Here is a 20,622-nt window from a genome sequence, read left to right on the forward strand (position 1 = left end):
GATTTTGTAGGCCCGGTAAGCGCTAGCGCCACCGGGCAATACCATCAGCTCAACAGCTGGAAGGCAATCATACCAACAATCGCGCCGACCGTACCGAGGATGGTTTCCATCATCGTCCAGGTCTTCAGCGTTTGCGCTTCGGTCGCGCCGGTAAATTTACCGAACAACCAGAAACCGGCGTCATTAACGTGACTGACCACGATAGACCCGCCCGCGATACAGATAGACAGTGCCGCCATCTGAGCACCGGAGTAGTTCAATTGCTCAATCACTGGCATCACCAGACCGACCGCCGTTAAGCAGGCTACTGTCGCTGAACCCTGAATGATACGCACCGCCGCCGCCAGCACGAAGCAGGTGATGGCAATCGGCAGGCCCATACCGGTTAACGCTTCGCCCAGCGCCGGACCGACGCCGGAATCTACCAGCACCTGTTTGAACACACCGCCCGCACCAATCACCAGCAGAATAATCCCCGCCGGTTGCAGCGCATGGCCGCAGATTTCCATCACGCGGTCTTTTGGCATGCCCTGGCGCACCGCCAGACCGTAAATCGCCACCAGACAGGCAACCAGAATCGCGGTAAACGGATGACCGATAAACTCGAACCATTCGTAGGTTGAAGAACCGACCGGAACAAAGCGTGCGGCGATGGTTTTCAGACCAACCAGCACCAGCGGCAGCAGGATAAGCGATAAGCTGAAACCAAAGGAGGGCATTTTGCCTTCACCCAGATGCGGCTCGGTAATGTCTTCCGGTACGTGCAGCTCAACGTAACGGCTGATGAAATTACCCCACAGCGGTCCGGCGATAATCATGCCCGGAATCGCGGCGCACAGGCCAATCAGGATCATCCAGCCAAAGTCGGCGTGCATCTGAGAGGCCAGCAGCATCGGCGCAGGCCCCGGCAGCAGGAACGCTGCGGCAGCCGCCACGCCCGCGAACAGTGGAATGACCAGCTTCACAAGGTTAGTACCGGTGTGGCGCGCCATTGAGAACGCCACGCTAATCAGCAGCACAATCGCCACCTCAAAGAACAACGGTAGTGCGCAAATCAGGCCGGCCAGGCCAATCGCATAATGCGCACGGCTGTGACCGAAAGATTTCAGCATCTTGACGGCAATCTGATCGACCGCGCCGGTCTCATGCAAAATCTTGCCAAACATCGCCCCCAGCGCCACCACAATCGCCAGGAAACCGAGCGTGCCTCCCATCCCTTTTTCCATGGTCGCCGCGATTTTATCGAGCGGCATACCGGAAAAGAGACCTGCACCAATGGATACCACCATCAAAGCAACGAAGGCGTGCATACGCGCCTTCATCACTAAAAACAGCAGTAACAAAACGGATCCTACTGCTGTTAAAACAAGCGTTAATGTGCTCACTACTTACTGCCCTGGTTAATAACCTCAATGGTGCTGGCGACCACACCGTCCAGTGGTTGATCGATATCGACCACCAGTACATCGTTTTCATTCGCACCCGGTTCTTCCAGCGCTTCAAACTGGGTAACCAGCATCTGCGTTTTGAAGAAGTGGCCTTTACGCGCCTTCAGACGGCTTTCGATAACGTCAAAATCCCCTTTCAGATAGATGAAAGAGAGGTTCGGGTTACCGTCGCGCAACTGGTCGCGGTAGACTTTTTTCAAGGCAGAACAGACGATCAGCGAAACCTTGTTGGTACGCTGCATCGCAAAAGCGGCGTCATTCAGCGCCTGTAACCACGGTTTACGGTCGTCATCGTTGAGTGGCTCACCGGAAGCCATTTTCATGATGTTGCTGCGCGGATGGAGAAAATCGCCATCAAGAAACGCGGCCTGCAGTTGATGCGCCACTTCGCTGGCGACAGCAGATTTACCGCTGCCCGATACGCCCATCAGAACGTAAACGTGGTGATCATGATTAGTCGTGCTCAAAGCGTTGCCCCCACTGGTACAAGAATCAGGAAATTGTTACGGGTAACTGTTATCGGTAACATTGTCCAGCCGGATAAATAGAGAAGCAATATCCATTCGTGCTCGAAGTGTATAAGTGTGAGCTACTTCAAAGTTGTTGGCTTAAATAGATCCGCCCGGTGACAAGGTGAAACCTAAATCTAACATTTTAGGCGTGACTGCTTCACCGCGAATGCGCGCCAGCAGGCGTTCTGCACCAATGCTGCCCATCCGTTCACGCGGCGTGAGCACACTCGCCAGACGCGGCTCCATCACCTGCCCGATGTCGTGACCGTGGAATCCGGCAATCGCCATGTCATCCGGGATTTTCAGCCCTAAACGCTGACATTCGAAGGCCGCCCCTACCGCCAGGTCATCGTTGGTACAGAAAATGCCGTCGAGCTGCGGGTATTCGCGCCGCGCCTGACGGATGAGTTCAATACCGGAGGAGTAGGAAGAAGACTGCTCGACCATCACGCTGTACGGCACCAGGTTGGCATCGCGCATTGCCTGCTCGTAGCCCCTCTGTTTGATGATCGTACGTTCATCAAGACGTGCGCCAAGATAGGCAACATGACGATGCCCGCGGGCGATGATAGCGGCAGTCATCTGGCGCGCGGCTTCGAAGTTGTCGAAACCGACGGCGATATCCAGACACGGAGACTGGCTGTCCATTAGTTCAACCACCGGGATACCAGCAACCTCAATCATTTTCAGCGTACGGGGCGTATGGCTACGTTCGGTGAGGATCAGACCATCGATATTCCACGACAGCATCGATTCCAGACGCTCTTGTTCCATTTCAGGCTTATAGCCGTAGTGCGCGAGCATAGTTTGATAACCATGGGCGTCAGTGACGGCCTCAATGCCGCGTAGCACTTCAGCAAAAACCTGGTTAGTGAGAGACGGTAACAGTACGCCGATAGCGCGGCTGGTGGCGTTAGAAAGGATATCAGGAGCGCGATTGGGAATATAACCCAGCTCATCAAGTGCAGCGGCAATTTTGCCCCGCAGCGCCACGGAGACCTGCTCCGGGTTACGCAAAAAGCGACTGACCGTCATTTTGGTCACGCCCACGCGGTCGGCTACATCCTGAAGTACGGGTCTTTTCTTTTTCATCGTCCTGAAGCGTTAAAAAGGGATAGATTCCCCCAGTTTACCACGGACGCATGGAATTAATGACAAACGATGAAAAGCCGGATGGCAACGCTTTCGCGTCTTATCCGGCCTACAAAGGGTTACAGCACGTTATACTGGCGGCAGGTCAAACAACAACACTTCGCTGTCGCTGTCGGCATGAATCGAAATTGCCTGTTCATCCCAGATTGCCAGACCGTCGCTGGTGGTCGCTTTGGTCCCGTTAATCGTCACGTTACCTTTTACGACCTGGATCCAGACGCGGCGTTCGGCAGCAATTTGATGCACCGACTGCTCATCTTTGACCAGCGCCCAACGGTACAGCTCCATATCCTGGTACACTTTCAGCGAGCCATCACGGGCATCCGGCGACAACACCAGTTGTTTACCCTGAGCGGCATCGAAACGGCGCTGTTCATAGCGCGGCGTAATACCGTTTTCCTGCGGCATGATCCAGATCTGATACAGATGCAGCTTCTCAGTATTGCTCGGGTTGTACTCCGAGTGACGGATCCCCGTCCCGGCGCTCATGATCTGGAACTCACCAGCCGGAACCTGCTCTTTGTTGCCCATGCTGTCCTGATGCTCCACCGCACCTTCCAGCACGTAGGTCAGGATTTCCATGTCTTTATGGGGGTGAGTACCAAATCCCTGACCTGCGTCGATCACGTCATCGTTAATCACGCGCAGTGCCGAGAACCCCATAAAGTTCGGGTCATAGTAGTTGGCAAAAGAGAAGGTATGCCAGGAATCAAGCCAGCCATGATTAGCGTGGCCACGGTCGTTAGCTTTGCGTAAGTAGATCATTGTGTTCACCCCCAGATGTTTTCGATGGAGTAAGTGTGGACTCAATCCGCCTGGGATCATAGAGGGTGAAAATTGACTCCTCTGTTCAAAAAATATGAACAAACCCAGAGGAGTCTGTGCAGGCTATTTGGCAAGGGCTATCGTGGCAGGCGTTGCCTGTTCAAAGGCGCGTTCGAGGATCTCCAGGTTGGTAAGAACTTCAGATTCCTTGACGTAATTAGGCGTACCGGTGGTCAGCGTCTGGTACAGCGCATCATACACGCGACCGTAATCGCCCACTTCCGGATTTACCTCTTCTTTTACCGTGATGCCGTCATCGTTGACGTACTCCAGCACCCCAACAGAATCGTCAGCGGCGAAACCTGGCTCACCCGGCATGATATTGGCCTTCAGGCTGGTTTCCTGCTGGTCGATGCCGTATTTCACAAACGAGCCTTTGGTGCCATGCACGATAAACTTCGGATAGTCGATTTTCACCAGATGACTGGTTTTAACAATGGCTTTCAGGTCGCCGTAAAACAGCTGCGCTTCAAAGGTATCGTCCGGGTTCGCTTTGTTGCGCAGGCTGCGGATGTCGTAGGCCACATGATCGGGGCGTCCGAACAACGAGATAATCTGATCCATGGTGTGTACGCCCAGACCATAAAACGCGCCGTCCTGCGGCAGTCCCGGCTTGGTTTCTGCTTCAGGACGGTAGTAATCGAAATGGCTTTCAACCTCAACAATCTTGCCGAGCTTGCCGCTCTCAATGGCTTTTTTCGCGGTGAGGAAGCAGGAGTCAAAACGGCGGTTCTGATACGGTGTAACGGTCAGCCCTTTGCTTTGCGCCAGTTCAAACAACTCTGTTGCTTGCGCAAGTGTCGGCGTGAAGGGTTTCTCAACCAGCACATTCTTACCCGCTTCCAGCACGCGTTTAGCGTATTCAAAATGGCTGTCAGCATGGGTACAGACGATCACCAGTTTCACCTGCGGATCGTTTAAGATCTCGTCGAGGTCGCTGGTGAAGTGAATATGTGAATACTGCGGCGCCTGCTCTTCCGGCTTGGCGTGGCGGCGGAAAATGTGCGCGACGTGCCAGCTATTTTTGCGGTTAAGGACGTACGGCAAATGGTAGCGGGTGGTGCTTTTACCAAAACCAATAAATGCGCAGTGTAAGGTCATGAGACGATCCTTTTGAAGGTGATTGTCTACACCATAGCGCAAAGCGGCTGGAGACTGAATCCATCCTGTCATCGTGCCGGATGCGGCGTTGCCTTATCCGGCCTACAAAACCCAGGTCTCAGCTGTAGGCCGGATAAGCGTAAGCGCCATCCGGCATCACTCGCCCTACTCAGGGACAAAATGACAAGTAAGCCAGGCAGAAACAAAACCCAAAAAAAAGCCAGCGCAAGGCTGGCTAAAGTAATACTGGAAGCAATGTGAGCAATGTCGTGCTTTCAGGTTCTCCGTAGGGGTTCCCCTGAACGCAGAGCAATAATAATCATTCTCATTCGCACTTGTCTACTTCTTTTTGCAAAAAAATGCAGTTGACGGATTTTTCTTTCTCAGCGAGTGTAAATACACAATTAACCCTGCAGGAGATAAGGAATGAGTGAGATAGTGATACGCCACGCTGAACCAAAAGATTACGACGCAATTCGTCAGATCCACGCCCAGCCGGAGGTGTACCACAACACGCTACAGGTTCCTCATCCTTCCCTCGAAATGTGGCAAGCGCGGCTAACCGAGCAAGCCGGGGTTAAACAACTGGTTGCCTGCATTGACGATATCGTCGTGGGGCATCTCTGTATTGAGGTCGCGCAGCGCCCACGCCGCAGCCACGTAGCCGATTTTGGTATCTGCGTGGATGCCCGGTGGCACAACCGCGGTGTTGCCAGCGCGCTGATTCGCACAATGATCAACATGTGCGACAACTGGCTACGCGTCGATCGTATTGAGCTGACCGTATTTGTTGATAATGAGCCTGCCGTGGCGGTGTATAAGAAATACGGCTTTGAAATCGAAGGTACCGGTAAGAAATACGGCCTGCGCAATGGTGAGTATGTTGATGCCTACTTTATGGCGCGCGTGAAATAAATTTAAGGGCGAGTCATATCGCCCTGCTTATTGAAAGGACGCAATAGTGAAAAAGTTGTTTCCCCTGGTTTTGCTGGCCTCGCTCTCCCCTGCTTTTGCCACTACCGTACAAAATCTCGATTCCGTACCCAGTGCCATCCAACATCCGGAAGGCAAACAGATTTTTGCTGAGCAAATGGCGGGAGCAACCCCTGCGAAAGGATTTGGCGAGCTTCCTCAGGGCTTATCTGAAAAGCAGTGGATTGCCTGGGTTGCACCGAATGAAGAGCCTGACAACCTGATCCTGAGCGGTGCTAAACCTTGGGGAAAAGACGGTAAATATATTGGCATTGCCTGTTTTGCCGATAATAAGGCTAACGCTGAGCAAGCAAAAAAATACGCGGATAACACCTGCCCGGAAAACTACAGCAACGGGCGCGCTAATAAATTGTATCTCGGCGTTTTTTCCTGGCAGAACCCACAGCTAACGCCGATTGCACGCTCAGAAAAACCGTTAAACCAGCTCTCAGAGTGGAATAAAGCCGCTGAAAAAGAGAGTGATGATGAGTCCGTCAGACCACTGGCATATTATACAAAGCTGGATCTGGCACCGTACCGGATAGCACCTGATACCCTGGCATTTGGGGTGCGGGGTGGATACTCCGATGCCTACTCCGGCGGCGGCGCATTTTATGAAGTGCTTGAACTCTACACCATCAAAGACAGCAAGATAATCAACGTGTATTCCGACCTTGTTTATCAATATACAGACATCGCCGGAGACTGGAATAAAGACGGCACAAGGCAGCACGACATCAGCGAAAGTAAGTACATTCTCAAAATGCGCTCGGCAAAGACGCACGGATTTTATGATTTAGAACGCGTTAACCTGCAGGATAAAAGCAGCCAAATATTCCGCTGGTCCGAATCACTGCAGGGATATGCGCCATAACCAACCCGTCAGGCCTACACCGCTTAGAACGCTGTAGGCCATTCTCTTTTATATCCCACCGAAAAATTCAGGAACGGAAGCGCCATCCAGTCCTGGCATAGAGTTGTTGATTACGGCTTATCGTCTCCCCCCACCGTCATGTTCAGTCCTGGCAACCACCTGAATTATATGGTTATTCAACTTTCTATCTTCATCGCTATTTTTAGTAACTTTAATAATATTAATATTACATTTTTGTTTTTTTTTGGTTTCTGCCATCACTTTATGGTGACAATCACAACAATATACTTCCCCTGGGACTAACTTAACCACGGTGAGGTAAAAAATGAAATTTGAACGCCATCATAGAATATTGAAAGAAATCAGTATTTCGGGAGTTGTAAAAGTTTCAAATCTGGCGAAAAGTCTCAAGGTAACAAAGGAAACTATTCGCTCAGATCTCAATGAGCTTGCCGGACAGGGATATCTCACTCGCTGTCATGGTGGTGCATTTATTACCCTTGACTCTCTTGATAACGTTGCAAAAAACGAAATTGCTTATGTGCTGGAAAAATATGAATCAGCGCAGAAAATAAAAAAAGGTCTCTCTGCCATGAAGAATAATGTATGTGTTATTGGCTCGTTCAATGTTGATATTATCAGTTACCTACCGAGGCTACCCTCGACAGGCGAATCATTACTTGCCGATAAATTTATTTTTTCGCCCGGTGGTAAAGGATGCAATCAGGCATTAGCAGCAAGCTATGCCGATTCTGATGTGCATTTTATTACTAAAGTAGGGTCAGACCATTTCAGTGATTACGCCATTAATTTTATAAACTCATCAAAAATCCATAAAAGCGTTATCTATCAGACCAGAGAAACACAAACAGGTACAGCGACTATTATGGTGAATGGAGATACCGGGGATAACGTCATCGCTATCTATCCCGGTGCTAACATGACAATTTCACCTGATGAAATCACCATACAAAAAGAAGCCATCGTTCATTCAGATATTGTTCTCGTCCAACTGGAGACAAATTACGAGGCACTTCAACAAACCATTCGTCTCGCACAGAAAAATGATATCCCGGTCATTATCAATCCAGCGCCATATAATGAAATGGTTAATACCATCATTGATGATATCGATTATATCACGCCAAATGAAACCGAAGCTGGCCTGCTGGCAAATATGTCCGTCAACGATATTGAATCAGCCAAATGTGCAGCGAAGATTATTCATCAAAAAGGTGTCAAAAATACCATTATCACATTGGGTAGCAAAGGTTCTCTCGCTTATGACGGAACGCAATTCATCTATTCTCCGGCATTTCCGGCCGTTGTAAAAAATACGGCTGGGGCTGGCGATGCCTTCAATGGCGCACTCGCGTCTGGCCTTGCTAAAGGAAAATCACTGGCATCTGCATTGTGCTACGCCAGCGCATTCGCCTCGCTTGCTGTTGAAACACCCAATGCCTCTGACATGCCAGAAAACGAATCCGTTCTTCATCGCATTCAGGGCTCACATTACAAACAAACTATCTCTACACACTAAATCAAGGAGCAGACTATGAACAATACGCAGAAAAAACTAAAGGTGCTCTTTATTGGAGAATCCTGGCATATTCACATGATTCATTCAAAAGGCTATGACAGTTTTACCTCGAGTAAATATGAAGAAGGTGCTACATGGTTGCTGGAATGCTTAAAGAAAGGTGGCGTAGAAATTGATTATATGCCGGCTCACACCGTGCAAATTGCATTTCCAGAGAGCATTGATGAACTAAACCGTTATGATGTCATTGTCATTAGCGATATCGGTAGCAATACGTTCCTGTTGCAAAACGAGACGTTCTATCAGCTAAAAATAAAGCCCAATGCTCTGGAATCAATTAAAGAGTATGTCAAAAATGGTGGTGGATTACTCATGATTGGCGGCTATCTGTCATTTATGGGTATTGAGGCTAAGGCTAATTACAAGAACACCATTCTTGCCGAGGTTTTGCCAGTTATTATGCTTGACGGCGATGACCGGGTAGAAAAACCAGAGGGTATCTACGCTGAGGCTATCTCCCCTGAACATCCTGTCGTTAACGGATTCTCAGACTACCCGGTATTTCTTGGATACAACCAGGTTGTCGCCAGAGAAAATGCCGATGTCGTTTTAACAATAAATAATGACCCGCTGTTAGTGTTCGGTGAATACCAACAGGGTAAAACCGCCTGCTTCATGAGCGACTGTTCGCCGCACTGGGGAACACAGCAATTTATGTCCTGGCCGTTTTATACCGACCTGTGGGTTAACACGCTTCAATTCATCGCCAGAAAATAAAAAACAATGGAGTAACGAAAGTTACTCCTTTTATAAAATTTAAGGATTGATGTATGAACAAAAATAAGTACTCAACTCCCTTACTGATGCTTGCAACTATCTTAGCCGGTATGCTTTCCCCAATGCAGTCTGCCGTTAATGGGCAATTGGGACACTGGTTGCAAGATGGTAATGCTTGCGCAGTAATCTCGTTCGCCAGCGGTCTGGTTGTCATGTTTTTCATTATTATTGCGCGTAAAGAAACACGCCAGCAATTCGCGTCGATCCCGATGCTGATTAAAAAGAGAAAAATCCCGCTGTGGAATTGGTTTGCCGGATTATGTGGAGCGATGGTTGTATTTTCGGAAGGGGCATCAGCCAGCGCGTTGGGCGTTGCCACGTTTCAAACTGCATTAATTTCCGCCCTGCTCCTTTCCGGCCTACTGTGCGACCGTTTTGGTGTCGGTGTGGATGAGAAGAAATACTTCACGCCATGGCGCGTTGCTGGCGCATTGTTCGCGGTTATTGCCACGATTTTTGTCGTGTCGCCACAGTGGCATTCAACCTCCTTTATTCTGCTCGCCATCCTCCCATTTTTGGCAGGATTACTCGCTGGCTGGCAGCCTGCTGGAAATGCCAAAGTCGCCGAGGCAACGGGCTCCATGCTGGTTTCCATTACCTGGAACTTCATTGTCGGCTTTTGTGTGCTGGGTGCTGCACTGGCGATACGTGTCGCATTAGGCCATGTCACCGTCCAGTTACCCGATACGTGGTGGATGTATCTCGGTGGCCCGCTGGGTCTGCTGTCCATCGGGCTGATGGCGATTCTGGTCAGAGGCTTAGGTCTGCTGATGCTGGGTGTAGCGTCTACCGCAGGCCAGTTGCTTGGGTCGGTATTGATTGATGAATTGATCCCATCCTTAGGCAATACGGTCTATCTGGTCACTATCATCGGCACGTTGTTCGCGTTAGTGGGCGCAATTGTTACCACCATTCCTGAATACAGAGCATCCAAAATGGCGCAAAAAATGGAGGTGTCAGGATGAAAGGTTTCCTGCAAACCGTGACAGGCCCAGTGGCGCAAACTGATATGGGTCTAACGCTCCCGCATGAGCATCTGTTTAACGATCTGTCATCTGTTGTTGATGAACCACATTATACTTTTTCACAACAACTGGTAGGGAAAAAAGTCAGTGCTGACCTTCAGTGGGGACTGAAACACGATCCATACTGCTGCGCCGATAACATGGACAGAAAAGAGATTGATGATGTCATCTTTGAAATCAATAATTTTATGTCACTGGGAGGCAGGACTATTGTCGACGCGACGGGTTCTGAGTCTATCGGCCGGGACGCTTCATCGTTACGGGAGGTGGCAATAAAAACCGGTTTGAATATCGTTGCTTCATCAGGACCTTATCTGGAGAAGTTTGAAAGCGCCAGGATCCATAAACCTGTCGATTTATTAGCCGCACTAATTGATAAGGAACTGAATCAGGGGATTGGCGAGACGGATATTCGCGCCGGTATGATCGGTGAAATTGGCGTATCACCCGCATTTACCCAAGCGGAGCGTAACAGTCTGCGGGCAGCGTCTCTGGCACAACGTAATAATCCCCATACGGCGATGAATATCCATATGCCAGGGTGGCTGCGACTGGGTGATGAGGTACTGGATATTGTCCTTGAAGAGATGAACGTCTCTCCGGCAAAAGTTTCGCTGGCACACTCGGACCCATCAGGAAAAGATGTTGCCTATCAACGTAAAATGCTCGACCGCGGCGTGTGGCTTGAATTTGACATGATTGGTCTGGACATTACCTTCCCTAAAGAAGGTATCGCCCCTGGCGTTCAGGAGACCGCTGATGCGGTAGCACATCTGATTGAACTGGGTTACGCCGATCAGATAGTTTTAAGCCATGATGTTTTTCTCAAACAGATGTGGGCAAAAAATGGGGGGAACGGTTGGGGATTTGTCCCGAATGTTTTCCTCGCCTATCTGGCTGCCCGTGGAGTAGACAACGATACTCTGCGCAGGCTCTGTATTGATAATCCAGCGCGGTTGCTCACGGCATAGCCAACAAAACGCCCGGTGCCTGACACCGGGCTATTAATCAAAAATCAGTACCCCGCCGTTAAATCATCCACGGAACGCGGGTCAGACGCGCCATACAGTGCGCCATCCGGTCCAACCATAATGCTCTGGGTGCTACCCATCGCCTCTTTCAGCGCCACTTTCTGTCCTTTTTGCTCCAGCAGCTTGATTGTATCCGGGCTGAAGCCCTTCTCGATGCGCAGTTCATCCGGTAACCATTGATGATGGAAGCGCGGCGCGTTAGTCGCTTCGGCGACGTTCATCCCGAAATCAATGCTATTGACTACCATTTGCAGCACGGTAGTGATAATTCGGCTTCCGCCAGGGCTGCCGGTAACCAGCCAGGTTTTCCCGTCTTTTACCACGATAGTCGGCGACATTGATGACAGCGGACGCTTCTTCGGCCCAACCGCGTTGGCATCACCGCCCACCAGTCCATAAACGTTTGGTACACCCGGCTTAGCGGAGAAATCATCCATTTCGTTATTGAGCAGAATACCGGTGTTGCCCGCCACGATGCCAGTTCCGAAGGTGGTATTCAGGGTATAGGTCACCGCCACGGCATTGCCGTCTTTATCTACCACCGAGAAGTGAGTGGTCTGGTTGCTTTCATACGGGGCGAGCTTGCCAGGTTTGATCTGACTGGAAGGCTTAGCCTTGTTGATATCAATCTGATCGGCAAGCGTTTTAGCATAGGCTTTGTTGGTCAGCGCTTGCCATGGCACTTTCACAAAATCCGGGTCCCCCAGATACTCTGAACGGTCGGCGTAAGCATATTTTTCCGCTTCAGCCATGACCTGCATGGCATCGGCACTGCCAAACCCGTACTTCTTCATGTCGAAGTTTTCGAGAATATTGAGGATCTGCACGATGTGAATACCACCAGAGGACGGCGGTGGCATGGAGAAGACCTGATACCCGCGATAGTCACCGCTAATCGGCGTACGCTCCACGGCTTTATAGCTGGCTAAATCCTCTTTGGTCATCAGCCCGCCGTTCTTCTGCATTTCCCCGGCTATCTGATCGGCAATCGCCCCTATATAAAACGCATCCGGGCCATTCTCGGCAATCATTTCCAGGCTCTTCGCCAGATTCTTTTGCACCAGCTTGTCGCCTTTTTTCAGCGGCTCGCCGTCCTTCCAGAAAATAGCTTTGCTGTTCTCGTGATTGGGGATCACTTCGCTGCCATAGGTTTTCAGATCGTCGGCCAGCGCGTCATTAACCACAAAGCCCTCTTCCGCCAGCTTCATCGCCGGGCGCACCACTTTGTTCAGCGGCATCGTGCCGTATTTCTCCAGCGCCAGCGAGAAACCCGCCACGGTACCCGGCGTACCGGATGCCAGATGCGACGTCAGCGACTTTTTCGCATCGGCGTTGCCCTGTTCATCAAGGAACATGTCGCGGGTCGCGCCAGCGGGAGCCATTTCACGAAAATCGATCGCTGTGGTGTTACCGTCTTTGGTACGCAGCAGCATAAAACCACCGCCGCCCAGATTGCCCGCCTGGGGATGCGTCACCGCCAGCGCATAGCCAACGGCCACGGCGGCATCGACGGCATTCCCGCCCTGTTTAAGAATGTCCACCCCAACCTGGGTAGCTAAAGCATCCACGGAGGCCACCATCCCTTGCTTAGCGCGTACGGGATGGAACACATCTTCCTCGACTCCGTAAGATACCGGCGGTGGCGCAGCCGGCGCGGCAGCAACGCTAAAACAACTTCCTGAGAGCAGAGCAGCAATGGCTACCCGGCGTAAAAACGTCGGTTTTATCATCGTTATTCTCCAGATGTATGGGGGTCGGCCCCCACTAAGCCTGGTGCATAACTCTGAAATAATCATCGTAACGGCGAGAAAGGAGTAAACTTAAGAGATCCCCGAGAGGAGAAAAGCGATGAAACGACTCTTACTTTTAGCCATGCTGTTGCCGTTTGCAGGCTTTGCACAGCCCATCAACACCATGAATAACCCGAACCAACCCGGTTATCAGATCCCGAGCCAGCAGCGTATGCAAACCCAAATGCAAACGCAGCAAATTCAGCAGAAAGGGATGCTCAACCAACAGTTGCAAACGCAGACGCGTATGCAGCAACAGCATATGGAAAATCAAATCAACACCAACTCCCAGCGAGTCCTTCAGTCTCAGCCTGGTGAGCTGAATTCCGGTCAGCAGCAAATGCTGCCCAACAGCAACGGCGGGATGTTGAGTGGAACTCGTAACCCGGACAGCGCGCTGAATAAGCAACATATGCTGTCGGAGAAAAAGAATGGCGACATGCTGAAGCCCTCCAGCACGCCGCAGCCTAACGTTCCGTTAAAAACGATTGGGCCTTAAAAAGGTTGGAAATCCGGACCAATCGTATCAATAGCATCGGTACAGATGCAGTCCACTCCCCAGCGCAGCAGTTCCGCCGCGCGCTGGGGTCGGTTGACGGTATACACCAGAATACGTAGCCCAGCGTCGCGCAGCGCATCCACGCGCGCCTCATCCAGCAGCTTATGATTAAGATGAATAGAGACGCAGCCAAGCCGTGTGGTCAGCTCGCGCCAGTCCTCGCGCCATTCATCCAGCAGCAAGCCTATCGGCAGTTCAGGCACCGCCTGCTGCGCCGCTTCAAGCGCATCAATTTCAAAGGATGACAACAGTGGTGGCGTCATTCCCGCCCACAGTTCCCGCGCAGCCAGCGCCACGACTTTGCCGGTTAGTGTTCCGGAGCCGGTTGTAGGTTTAATTTCAATATTTGCCATCATTCCGTGCTGACGGCAGCGCTCGGCCACTTGCGACAGCAGTGGCAGCGGTTCACCTTTAAACTCACCGCTAAACCAGCCTCCGGCGTCCACGCGCAATAAATCCTGCCAGTTCAGATCGCCGGCCACGCCCCAGCCATTGCTGGTTCGCTCCAGGTTGTCGTCATGCAGCAAGAAGATCTCACCGTCTTTCGACAATTTAGCGTCAAACTCGATCATGGTATGCCCATATCGCGCCCCCACGTCGATCGCCGCCAGGGTGTTTTCCGGGGCCAGCTTACCGCCGCCACGATGGGCGACAATATGGGGGTAAGGCCAGTTACTCATACGCGTTGTCCTGTTTCGCCATCAAAAAGATGCAGATGATTTTCTGGCAGATGCAGCCACAGCGTGCTGCCTGCCGTCGGGCGATGCTGATGCGCCAGTCGCACCACCAGCTTTTGCTCACCCCAGCGTCCGTGTGCAAGGTTGTCTGCACCCAGCATTTCCAGTGTATCAACAACCAACGGCACGCCGCCTTCGGCCTGCGAGCTTAGCGTAATATGCTCTGGGCGGATACCCAACGTCATGTTACGCCCAATAGACTCTCTCGCGCTTCTGCCGATGGGTAACGTCATGCCGCCCTCCAGTTCGAAATGGGTGCCCGCAGCGCTGATGCGCCCGTCCAGCAGGTTCATCGCCGGGCTGCCGATAAAGCTCGCCACAAAGCGGCTGGCAGGTTTTTCATACACCTCAACCGGCGTACCTACCTGCTCGGCAATGCCTTTGTTCATCACCATCACCCGTTGGGCGAGGGTCATCGCTTCAACCTGGTCGTGCGTCACGTATAGCGAAGTGGTTTTCAGGCGGCGATGCAGATGTTGTAACTCCAGACGCATCTGTACGCGCAGCTTGGCATCAAGGTTAGAAAGCGGCTCATCGAAGAGGAATACCGCTGGGTCGCGCACAATCGCTCGCCCCATCGCCACGCGCTGACGCTGGCCACCGGAAAGTTCGCGCGGACGACGTTTGAGCAATTCACCCAGCTCAAGAATACGCGCCGCCTCATTTACCCGCTCAGCAATGTGCTCCTTACCCATCCCGCGGATTTTCAGCCCCCAGGCCATGTTTTCTTCCACGCTCATATGCGGGTAGAGCGCGTAGTTTTGAAAGACCATCGCAATACCGCGATCCTTCGGCTCCATCTCGGTGACGCGTTTATTATCAATCCAGATATCGCCGCCGCTCACCCGCTCCAGCCCGGCGACCATCCGCAGCAGCGTAGACTTTCCGCAGCCGGATGGGCCAACCATCACGATAAATTCCCCGTCCGCGACGTCCAGCGTCAGCGGTTTAATTACCTGGGTTTTGCCGTCCCAGCTTTTGGTTACTGCTTGTAGTTTTAAACCAGCCATTTTTATTTCTCACTATCGACCAGACCGCGTACGAAGGCGCGCTGCATGGCTAACACGATGATTACCGGAGGGATGAGCGTCAGCAGCATGGCGGCCATTACCTGGTTCCACTGCGTGGTACCTTCACCGGTGGCGATCATGCCTTTGATACCCGCTACCGCAGTGCCCAAATTGACGTCGGTAATAATTAACAACGGCCACAGATACTGGTTCCAGCCGTAGATAAAGGTAATAACAAACAGCGCCGCCAGATTGGTTTTTGACAGCGGTAGTACGATATCGCGGAAAAAACGCATCGGTGATGCGCCGTCAATACGCGCTGCCTCAACCAGTTCATCCGGCAGGGTCATAAAGAACTGTCGGAACAGGAAGGTCGCAGTAGCCGATGCCATCAACGGCAGCGTCAGACCCGCGTAGCTGTCGAGCATTTTCAGGTTGGCGATAACCTCCACCGTCGGAAAGATTCGCACCTCAACCGGCAGCATCAGGGTGATAAAAATCATCCAGAAGAACAGATTGCGCAGCGGAAAGCGGAACCAGACGATGGCGAATGCGGAGAGCATGGATACGGTGATTTTCCCTACCGTAATACTGAACGCCATGATGAAGCTGTTAAGCATCATCAACCAGAACGGCGCGCTGTTGACGCCGACACCATTGACCCAGATGAATTTCATGTTCTCCAGCAGCTGCGTGCCGGGAACCAGCGTCATCGGCGTTTCAAACACCGCTTTGTTGTCCAGCGTCGCCGCGACAAACGCGACGTACAGCGGAAACAGGATCACCATGATCCCCATAATCAACATGGCATGGCTGAATATTGTCAGCCCACGACGGTTCTCAATCATTGGTAACGCACCTTACTTTCCACATAGCGGAACTGCACCACCGTCAAAATAATAACCAGGAACATCAGCACCACCGATTGCGCGGCCGAGGCGGAGAGATCCAACCCAACAAAGCCTTCGCGATAGATCTTATAAATCAACGTCGTGGTCGCCTGTACCGGTCCACCCGCCGTGGCGGCATCGATCACCGGGAAGGTATCAAAGAAGGCGTAAACCAGATTCACCACCAGCAGAAAGAAGCTGACTGGGGCTATCAGCGGCAGCGCCAGCTTAAAGAAGCGACGAACCGGCCCCGCGCCATCAATCGCAGCGGCTTCGATCAGCGACCGCGGGATAGACTGCAGTGCGGCAAAGAAGAACAGGAAGTTGTAACTAATCTGCTTCCAGACCGACGCGAACACCACCAGGAACATGGCCTGACCGCTGTTTTGCGCATGGTTCCAGTCATAGCCAAACTCACCGAGAAAATGGGTAATCAACCCACGTCCTGGGTTAAAAAGAAAGATCCACAATACGGCGGCGACGGCGGGCGCGACGGCGTAAGGCAACAGCATCAGCGTCTGGTAGAAACGGCTGCCGCGCACCACGTAATTCACCAGCGCCGCAAAAAATAACGACACCAGCAGACCGCTTACCGTGACTAACGTACTGAACTTAATGGTGGTCCAGAATGAGTCGAGGTAGTACGGGTCATGAAACAGCGCGACAAAGTTTTCCAGTCCGACAAACTGGCTGGAAAGACCAAACGGATCAACGGATTGTAGCGAGTACCACAGCGCTTCACCGGCAGGCCAGATAAAGAAAATAACGGTGATAACCAGCTGCGGAGCCACCAACAAATAGGGAAGCCAGCGCGAGCGGAATACCGGACGGGATGAAGACATGTAGGTTCTTTTCCTGGAAGGTGCCGGATGGCGGTGCAAGCACTTTATCCGGCCTACAAACTACGGACTTGTAGGCCTGATTAGCGCAGCGCCATCAGGCACTTATACACTTAAGACTTGGTCGATTGCTCAAAGCGACGCAGTAACTGATTGCCACGCTCAACAGCGGCATCCAGTGCCTGCTGCGGGGTTTTCTTCCCGGTCCAGACGCTTTCCAGCTCTTCATCCACAATGGTGCGGATCTGCGGCATATTGCCCAGACGCAGTCCTTTGGTGAACGGCAACGGCGGCTTGTTCAGCATCTGGCGGGTGGCGATATCTGCCCCAGGATTCTTCTCATAGAAGCCCTGCTCACGGGTCAGGTCGTAGGCAGCGGTGGTGATCGGCAGATAGCCGGTCTTCTGGTGCCATTCGGCAGCAATTTCAGGCTTCGCCAGGAAGTTGAGGAACTGCGCCACGCCTTCGTAGGTTGCTTTGTCTTTACCCTGCATAACCCACAGGCTGGCCCCACCGATAATCGCGTTCTGCGGTGCGCCCTTCACATCGGCATCGTACGGCATCATCCCGACACCATAGTTAAATTTAGCGTAGTGACGGATGTCGGCCAGAGACCCGGAAGAGGCGGTGGTAATGGCACAATCCCCGTTATAAAACTTCTCTGTGGATTCGTCCTTACGACCGAAGTAGCTGAAATCACCTTTTTTGTTCAGCTCTTCCAGCAGAGCGATATGTTTCACTTGTTCCGGTTTATTGAACTCCAGCACCGCGTCAGTACCGTCAAAGCCGTTGTTTTTGGTTGCTACCGGCAGACCGTTCCAGGCGCTGAAGTTTTCAATCTGAATCCATCCCTGCCAGCCGCTGGCGTAACCGCACTTCATGCCTGCGGCTTTCAGCTTCGCGGTGTACTCCGCCAGATCCTGCCAGGTTTTCGGCGGCTGCTCAGGGTCTAAACCGGCTTTTTTGAAGGCATCTTTGTTGTAGTACAGCACCGGAGTGGAGCTGTTAAATGGCTGGGAGAGCAAGTGTCCACTTTTAGAGTCGGTGTAGTAACCGGAAACCGTCGGTACGAACTGAGACTCATCGAAGTTAATGCCAGCCTCTTTGAATACTTCATAGACCGGTTTAATGGCTTTCGAGGCCATCATTGTTGCCGTACCCACTTCATAAACCTGCAGCAGAGCAGGCGCGTTTCCGGTACGGAAAGCGGCAATTCCTGCACTCAGGCTCTGCTCGTAGTTGCCTTTGTACTGCGGAACAATTTTGTAGTCGGGATTGGCTGCATTAAAACGTTGCGCCAGTGAATCAACTTCTTTACCCAGTTCGCCTTCCATTGAGTGCCAGAACGGGATAGTGGTAACCGCCAGTGCCTGACCTGCAAATGCCAGGCTAAGTGCCAGTCCTAAAGCTGTATGTCGTAACGATATCATCGGTTATCTCTCTTGTTGTGCCGGATGCGCGATATCACGCGTTTTATGCTCGCGGGGGTAACATGACATGCTCGAATGACAGAAAAATAACTTTTTTATTACAAAAAAAAGATAGTAAGGCGACAAACAGATGGCAAGGCGGTGACTGTGCTAAGGAAGGAAAGTGGGAGCTGTGACACGTACAGCGAAAGTGCCTACGAACCGCCGGAAGGCGATGCTAACGCATCTTATCCGGCCTACAAAGGCTTCCGCCGGGGTTATCCACGCAGGCGGGAGGCTATTTGTTCCAGCGTCAACTGGCCCGCAGCCGCTTCAACCGTCATGGCGACGAAATCCGGGTTTGCAGGCAAAGCTATCCCGTTACGCTTTAAAAACAGTAACGTAATAAACAAAGCGGTACGTTTGTTACCATCATTAAAAATATGCCCACGTGAGATAGCCAGTAAATGCATTGCGGCAAGCAACCACACGCCGGTCACACCTTCGTATTCAATTTGATTTAACACCCGATACATCAGCGCTTCAGCACGACCTGGATCAGGCATGCCCGCAACGCCAGGCGTTACACGTAGCAGCCTGTCGTGAAACTGGATTATCTCTTCCGCTGAGATAATTTGTAGAGTCATTTATCAGCCAGCTCCCTGATTTCATTACCATGTACCATCATGATATCGGCAAATTCATCATCAAGTCTTGCGGTCTGATAGCGTTCGAACTCTTCCGCGCTGATGATTACGGCAGGCTTATGACCACGACGTGTAATAGTGACAGGAACGCCGGTGACAGCGCTCTCCAGTACTTCCGCCAGATTTTGTCGGGCTTCGCTATAGTTCATGGTACGCATCAAAACCTCCTCACATGTACAACTCAATTGTACATCTAATATGTACAAAAAAGAAGCATCACTCAGGTTGTGCGAACATAAACACCGGTAAAATTAATCTCTGCGCCAGCGTCGTTCATATTCATTCTGTAAACGCTGCTGCTCTCGTCGCTCACGTTCACGCTGGATATCTGATTTATCCTCTTCCCAGCCAGGGCATACCGAGCTGGTAAACACTTCGCAGGGCGAATCAGATTGCGCTAACGGGTTGTCCGGCTTCTCTTCCCAGATAGCGGGGTCGCGGGGGTCGAACGTTTGCGGTATTGAGGCCAGTGTATTGAATGAAAGCGTCAATAACAGACTTCCAATCATCATGCAGGTGCCTGAACGTATCATCCTTTCTCCATGTTCATTTTTATTATTGATAACTATTCTCAATAATAACATAGAGCAATAAAAAGGGGCCACAGCGGCCCCTTGTCTATTCAAGGAATGATTAACCGCCCAGATACGCGCTACGCACCGCTTCGTTAGCCAGTAACGCATCACCGGTGTCTTCCAGCACCACATGACCGTTTTCCAGCACGTAGCCGCGATCGGCGAGCTTCAGCGCCTGGTTGGCGTTCTGTTCGACGAGGAAGATGGTCATCCCCTGCTCGCGCAGCTGTTCGATGGTGTTAAAAATCTGCTGGATGATAATCGGCGCCAACCCTAGCGACGGCTCATCAAGCAGCAGCAGCCTCGGCTGGCTCATCAGCGCACGGCCTATCGCCAGCATCTGCTGTTCACCGCCGGACATCGTTCCCGCACGCTGAATACGACGCTCATGCAGACGGGGAAACAGGTCATACACCCATTTGATGCGTTCCTGAAACTGGTCTTTTTCGGCAAAGAAGCCGCCCATAGCCAGGTTCTCTTCCACCGTCATGCGGGAAAACACGCGACGCCCTTCCGGCACAATCGCTACCGCTTCGCGCATGATTTTCGCCGTCTGCCAGTCGGTAATGTCTTTACCATCAAAGACGATTCGCCCGCTGGTCGCTCGCGGGTCGCCACACAATGTGCCGAGCAGCGTGGTTTTTCCCGCGCCGTTGGCACCGATAAGCGTCACGATTTCACCCTGGTTGATATACAAGCTGACGTCGTGCAGCGCCTGTATCTTGCCGTAGTGGGCGTTGACTTTGTCGAACGATAACATCGCCTTATCCATATTAATCCTCGCCTCCA

At 51.8% G+C, this 20,622-nt stretch carries 22 protein-coding genes; 7 read left to right on the forward strand and 15 right to left on the reverse strand.

From position 1 onward, the window contains the following. Positions 1–44: 44 nt before the first annotated feature. The 5 genes from gntU to BZK41_RS10610 form a co-directional block, all read right to left on the reverse strand. Positions 45–1,385 carry a gluconate transporter gene (gene gntU, locus BZK41_RS10590; RefSeq protein WP_003827609.1) on the reverse strand — a complete coding sequence of 447 codons (1,341 nt, stop codon included), beginning with the start codon at positions 1,383–1,385 and terminating at the stop codon, positions 45–47. Then, positions 1,385–1,915, reverse strand: coding sequence for a gluconokinase (gntK, locus tag BZK41_RS10595; RefSeq protein ID WP_003023475.1), 531 nt, complete (start codon positions 1,913–1,915; stop codon positions 1,385–1,387). The genes gntU and gntK overlap by 1 nt, the downstream gene beginning before the upstream one ends. Before the next feature lie 141 nt (positions 1,916–2,056). Continuing rightward, entirely contained in the window at positions 2,057–3,052 is a 996-nt protein-coding gene (gene gntR / locus BZK41_RS10600) for a gluconate operon transcriptional repressor GntR (RefSeq protein ID WP_003023473.1), read from the reverse strand. A 129-nt stretch (positions 3,053–3,181) separates the two neighbouring features. Further along, positions 3,182–3,877: a quercetin 2,3-dioxygenase gene (gene yhhW, locus BZK41_RS10605; RefSeq protein WP_003023472.1), complete on the reverse strand. Its 696-nt coding sequence runs from the start codon at positions 3,875–3,877 to the stop codon at positions 3,182–3,184. A 123-nt stretch (positions 3,878–4,000) separates the two neighbouring features. Next, on the reverse strand, positions 4,001–5,038 hold the full coding sequence (locus BZK41_RS10610; protein ID WP_079938127.1) for an oxidoreductase: 1,038 nt from the start codon (positions 5,036–5,038) through the stop codon (positions 4,001–4,003). Between the two features lie 426 nt (positions 5,039–5,464). Here BZK41_RS10610 and yhhY point away from each other — a divergent pair, with 426 nt between their 5' ends. The 6 genes from yhhY to BZK41_RS10640 all read left to right on the forward strand — a co-directional run bounded on the left by yhhY (position 5,465) and on the right by BZK41_RS10640 (position 11,257). Continuing rightward, positions 5,465–5,953, forward strand: a complete 489-nt coding sequence (yhhY, locus tag BZK41_RS10615) for an N-acetyltransferase (RefSeq protein ID WP_079938128.1) — start codon at positions 5,465–5,467, stop codon at positions 5,951–5,953. 46 nt (positions 5,954–5,999) lie between these two features. Then, positions 6,000–6,884, forward strand: a complete 885-nt coding sequence (locus BZK41_RS10620) for a hypothetical protein (protein WP_079938129.1) — start codon at positions 6,000–6,002, stop codon at positions 6,882–6,884. A gap of 325 nt (positions 6,885–7,209) precedes the next feature. Continuing rightward, entirely contained in the window at positions 7,210–8,424 is a 1,215-nt protein-coding gene (locus BZK41_RS10625) for a PfkB family carbohydrate kinase (RefSeq protein ID WP_079938130.1), read from the forward strand. Positions 8,425–8,439: 15 nt separating this feature from the next. Further along, complete coding sequence (locus tag BZK41_RS10630) at positions 8,440–9,201, forward strand: glutamine amidotransferase (RefSeq protein WP_079938131.1); 762 nt, start codon at positions 8,440–8,442, stop codon at positions 9,199–9,201. A gap of 53 nt (positions 9,202–9,254) precedes the next feature. Next, positions 9,255–10,226: a DMT family transporter gene (locus BZK41_RS10635; RefSeq protein WP_079938132.1), complete on the forward strand. Its 972-nt coding sequence runs from the start codon at positions 9,255–9,257 to the stop codon at positions 10,224–10,226. Next, a complete protein-coding gene (locus BZK41_RS10640) occupies positions 10,223–11,257 on the forward strand; it encodes a phosphotriesterase (RefSeq protein WP_079938133.1) in 1,035 nt (344 codons plus the stop codon). The genes BZK41_RS10635 and BZK41_RS10640 overlap by 4 nt, the downstream gene beginning before the upstream one ends. Positions 11,258–11,301: 44 nt before the next feature. On the opposite strand, the gene ggt is transcribed toward BZK41_RS10640, so the two are convergent. Beyond that, entirely contained in the window at positions 11,302–13,047 is a 1,746-nt protein-coding gene (gene ggt, locus BZK41_RS10645) for a gamma-glutamyltransferase (RefSeq protein WP_079938134.1), read from the reverse strand. A 118-nt stretch (positions 13,048–13,165) separates the two neighbouring features. Here ggt and BZK41_RS10650 point away from each other — a divergent pair, with 118 nt between their 5' ends. Beyond that, a complete protein-coding gene (locus tag BZK41_RS10650) occupies positions 13,166–13,606 on the forward strand; it encodes a DUF2756 family protein (RefSeq protein ID WP_079938135.1) in 441 nt (146 codons plus the stop codon). On the opposite strand, the gene ugpQ is transcribed toward BZK41_RS10650, so the two are convergent. The 9 genes from ugpQ to livF all read right to left on the reverse strand — a co-directional run bounded on the left by ugpQ (position 13,603) and on the right by livF (position 20,605). Beyond that, positions 13,603–14,346: a glycerophosphodiester phosphodiesterase gene (gene ugpQ / locus BZK41_RS10655; protein ID WP_079938136.1), complete on the reverse strand. Its 744-nt coding sequence runs from the start codon at positions 14,344–14,346 to the stop codon at positions 13,603–13,605. The two genes, BZK41_RS10650 and ugpQ, sit on opposite strands and share 4 nt — an antisense overlap. Further along, positions 14,343–15,413, reverse strand: coding sequence for a sn-glycerol-3-phosphate import ATP-binding protein UgpC (locus BZK41_RS10660; protein ID WP_079938137.1), 1,071 nt, complete (start codon positions 15,411–15,413; stop codon positions 14,343–14,345). The genes ugpQ and BZK41_RS10660 overlap by 4 nt, the downstream gene beginning before the upstream one ends. Positions 15,414–15,415: 2 nt before the next feature. Next, positions 15,416–16,261: a sn-glycerol-3-phosphate ABC transporter permease UgpE gene (gene ugpE / locus BZK41_RS10665; protein WP_079938138.1), complete on the reverse strand. Its 846-nt coding sequence runs from the start codon at positions 16,259–16,261 to the stop codon at positions 15,416–15,418. Continuing rightward, complete coding sequence (gene ugpA, locus BZK41_RS10670; RefSeq protein ID WP_048215384.1) at positions 16,258–17,145, reverse strand: sn-glycerol-3-phosphate ABC transporter permease UgpA; 888 nt, start codon at positions 17,143–17,145, stop codon at positions 16,258–16,260. Before ugpA ends, ugpE begins: the two co-directional genes overlap by 4 nt. 110 nt (positions 17,146–17,255) lie before the next feature. Beyond that, on the reverse strand, positions 17,256–18,572 hold the full coding sequence (ugpB, locus tag BZK41_RS10675; protein WP_003827583.1) for a sn-glycerol-3-phosphate ABC transporter substrate-binding protein UgpB: 1,317 nt from the start codon (positions 18,570–18,572) through the stop codon (positions 17,256–17,258). 257 nt (positions 18,573–18,829) lie between these two features. Next, a complete protein-coding gene (locus tag BZK41_RS10680) occupies positions 18,830–19,198 on the reverse strand; it encodes a type II toxin-antitoxin system death-on-curing family toxin (protein WP_079938139.1) in 369 nt (122 codons plus the stop codon). Continuing rightward, entirely contained in the window at positions 19,195–19,416 is a 222-nt protein-coding gene (locus BZK41_RS10685; protein WP_079938140.1) for a type II toxin-antitoxin system Phd/YefM family antitoxin, read from the reverse strand. Before BZK41_RS10685 ends, BZK41_RS10680 begins: the two co-directional genes overlap by 4 nt. A 93-nt stretch (positions 19,417–19,509) precedes the next feature. Then, positions 19,510–19,791 (reverse strand): hypothetical protein, encoded by a 282-nt coding sequence (locus BZK41_RS10690; RefSeq protein ID WP_079938141.1) that lies wholly within the window; start codon positions 19,789–19,791, stop codon positions 19,510–19,512. 100 nt (positions 19,792–19,891) lie between these two features. Then, a complete protein-coding gene (gene livF / locus BZK41_RS10695) occupies positions 19,892–20,605 on the reverse strand; it encodes a high-affinity branched-chain amino acid ABC transporter ATP-binding protein LivF (RefSeq protein ID WP_003827581.1) in 714 nt (237 codons plus the stop codon). Positions 20,606–20,622 lie beyond the last annotated feature (17 nt).

It is taken from the genome of Citrobacter sp. A316, from assembly GCF_002042945.1.
GTDB lineage: Bacteria > Pseudomonadota > Gammaproteobacteria > Enterobacterales > Enterobacteriaceae > Citrobacter > Citrobacter portucalensis.

Bases quoted from the DNA above. Each gene is read 5' to 3' on its own strand.
- BZK41_RS10635 (WP_079938132.1), top strand. From the start codon at position 9,255: ATGAACAAAAATAAGTACTCAACTCCCTTACTGATGCTTGCAACTATC.
- ugpA (WP_048215384.1), bottom strand. From the start codon at position 17,145: ATGTCTTCATCCCGTCCGGTATTCCGCTCGCGCTGGCTTCCCTATTTG.
- BZK41_RS10630 (WP_079938131.1), top strand. From the start codon at position 8,440: ATGAACAATACGCAGAAAAAACTAAAGGTGCTCTTTATTGGAGAATCC.
- yhhW (WP_003023472.1), bottom strand. From the start codon at position 3,877: ATGATCTACTTACGCAAAGCTAACGACCGTGGCCACGCTAATCATGGC.
- ugpB (WP_003827583.1), bottom strand. From the start codon at position 18,572: ATGATATCGTTACGACATACAGCTTTAGGACTGGCACTTAGCCTGGCA.
- BZK41_RS10660 (WP_079938137.1), bottom strand. From the start codon at position 15,413: ATGGCTGGTTTAAAACTACAAGCAGTAACCAAAAGCTGGGACGGCAAA.
- ugpQ (WP_079938136.1), bottom strand. From the start codon at position 14,346: ATGAGTAACTGGCCTTACCCCCATATTGTCGCCCATCGTGGCGGCGGT.
- BZK41_RS10685 (WP_079938140.1), bottom strand. From the start codon at position 19,416: ATGCGTACCATGAACTATAGCGAAGCCCGACAAAATCTGGCGGAAGTA.
- yhhY (WP_079938128.1), top strand. From the start codon at position 5,465: ATGAGTGAGATAGTGATACGCCACGCTGAACCAAAAGATTACGACGCA.
- BZK41_RS10625 (WP_079938130.1), top strand. From the start codon at position 7,210: ATGAAATTTGAACGCCATCATAGAATATTGAAAGAAATCAGTATTTCG.
- BZK41_RS10610 (WP_079938127.1), bottom strand. From the start codon at position 5,038: ATGACCTTACACTGCGCATTTATTGGTTTTGGTAAAAGCACCACCCGC.
- BZK41_RS10680 (WP_079938139.1), bottom strand. From the start codon at position 19,198: ATGACTCTACAAATTATCTCAGCGGAAGAGATAATCCAGTTTCACGAC.
- livF (WP_003827581.1), bottom strand. From the start codon at position 20,605: ATGGATAAGGCGATGTTATCGTTCGACAAAGTCAACGCCCACTACGGC.
- gntR (WP_003023473.1), bottom strand. From the start codon at position 3,052: ATGAAAAAGAAAAGACCCGTACTTCAGGATGTAGCCGACCGCGTGGGC.
- BZK41_RS10640 (WP_079938133.1), top strand. From the start codon at position 10,223: ATGAAAGGTTTCCTGCAAACCGTGACAGGCCCAGTGGCGCAAACTGAT.
- ggt (WP_079938134.1), bottom strand. From the start codon at position 13,047: ATGATAAAACCGACGTTTTTACGCCGGGTAGCCATTGCTGCTCTGCTC.
- ugpE (WP_079938138.1), bottom strand. From the start codon at position 16,261: ATGATTGAGAACCGTCGTGGGCTGACAATATTCAGCCATGCCATGTTG.
- BZK41_RS10650 (WP_079938135.1), top strand. From the start codon at position 13,166: ATGAAACGACTCTTACTTTTAGCCATGCTGTTGCCGTTTGCAGGCTTT.
- BZK41_RS10690 (WP_079938141.1), bottom strand. From the start codon at position 19,791: ATGATACGTTCAGGCACCTGCATGATGATTGGAAGTCTGTTATTGACG.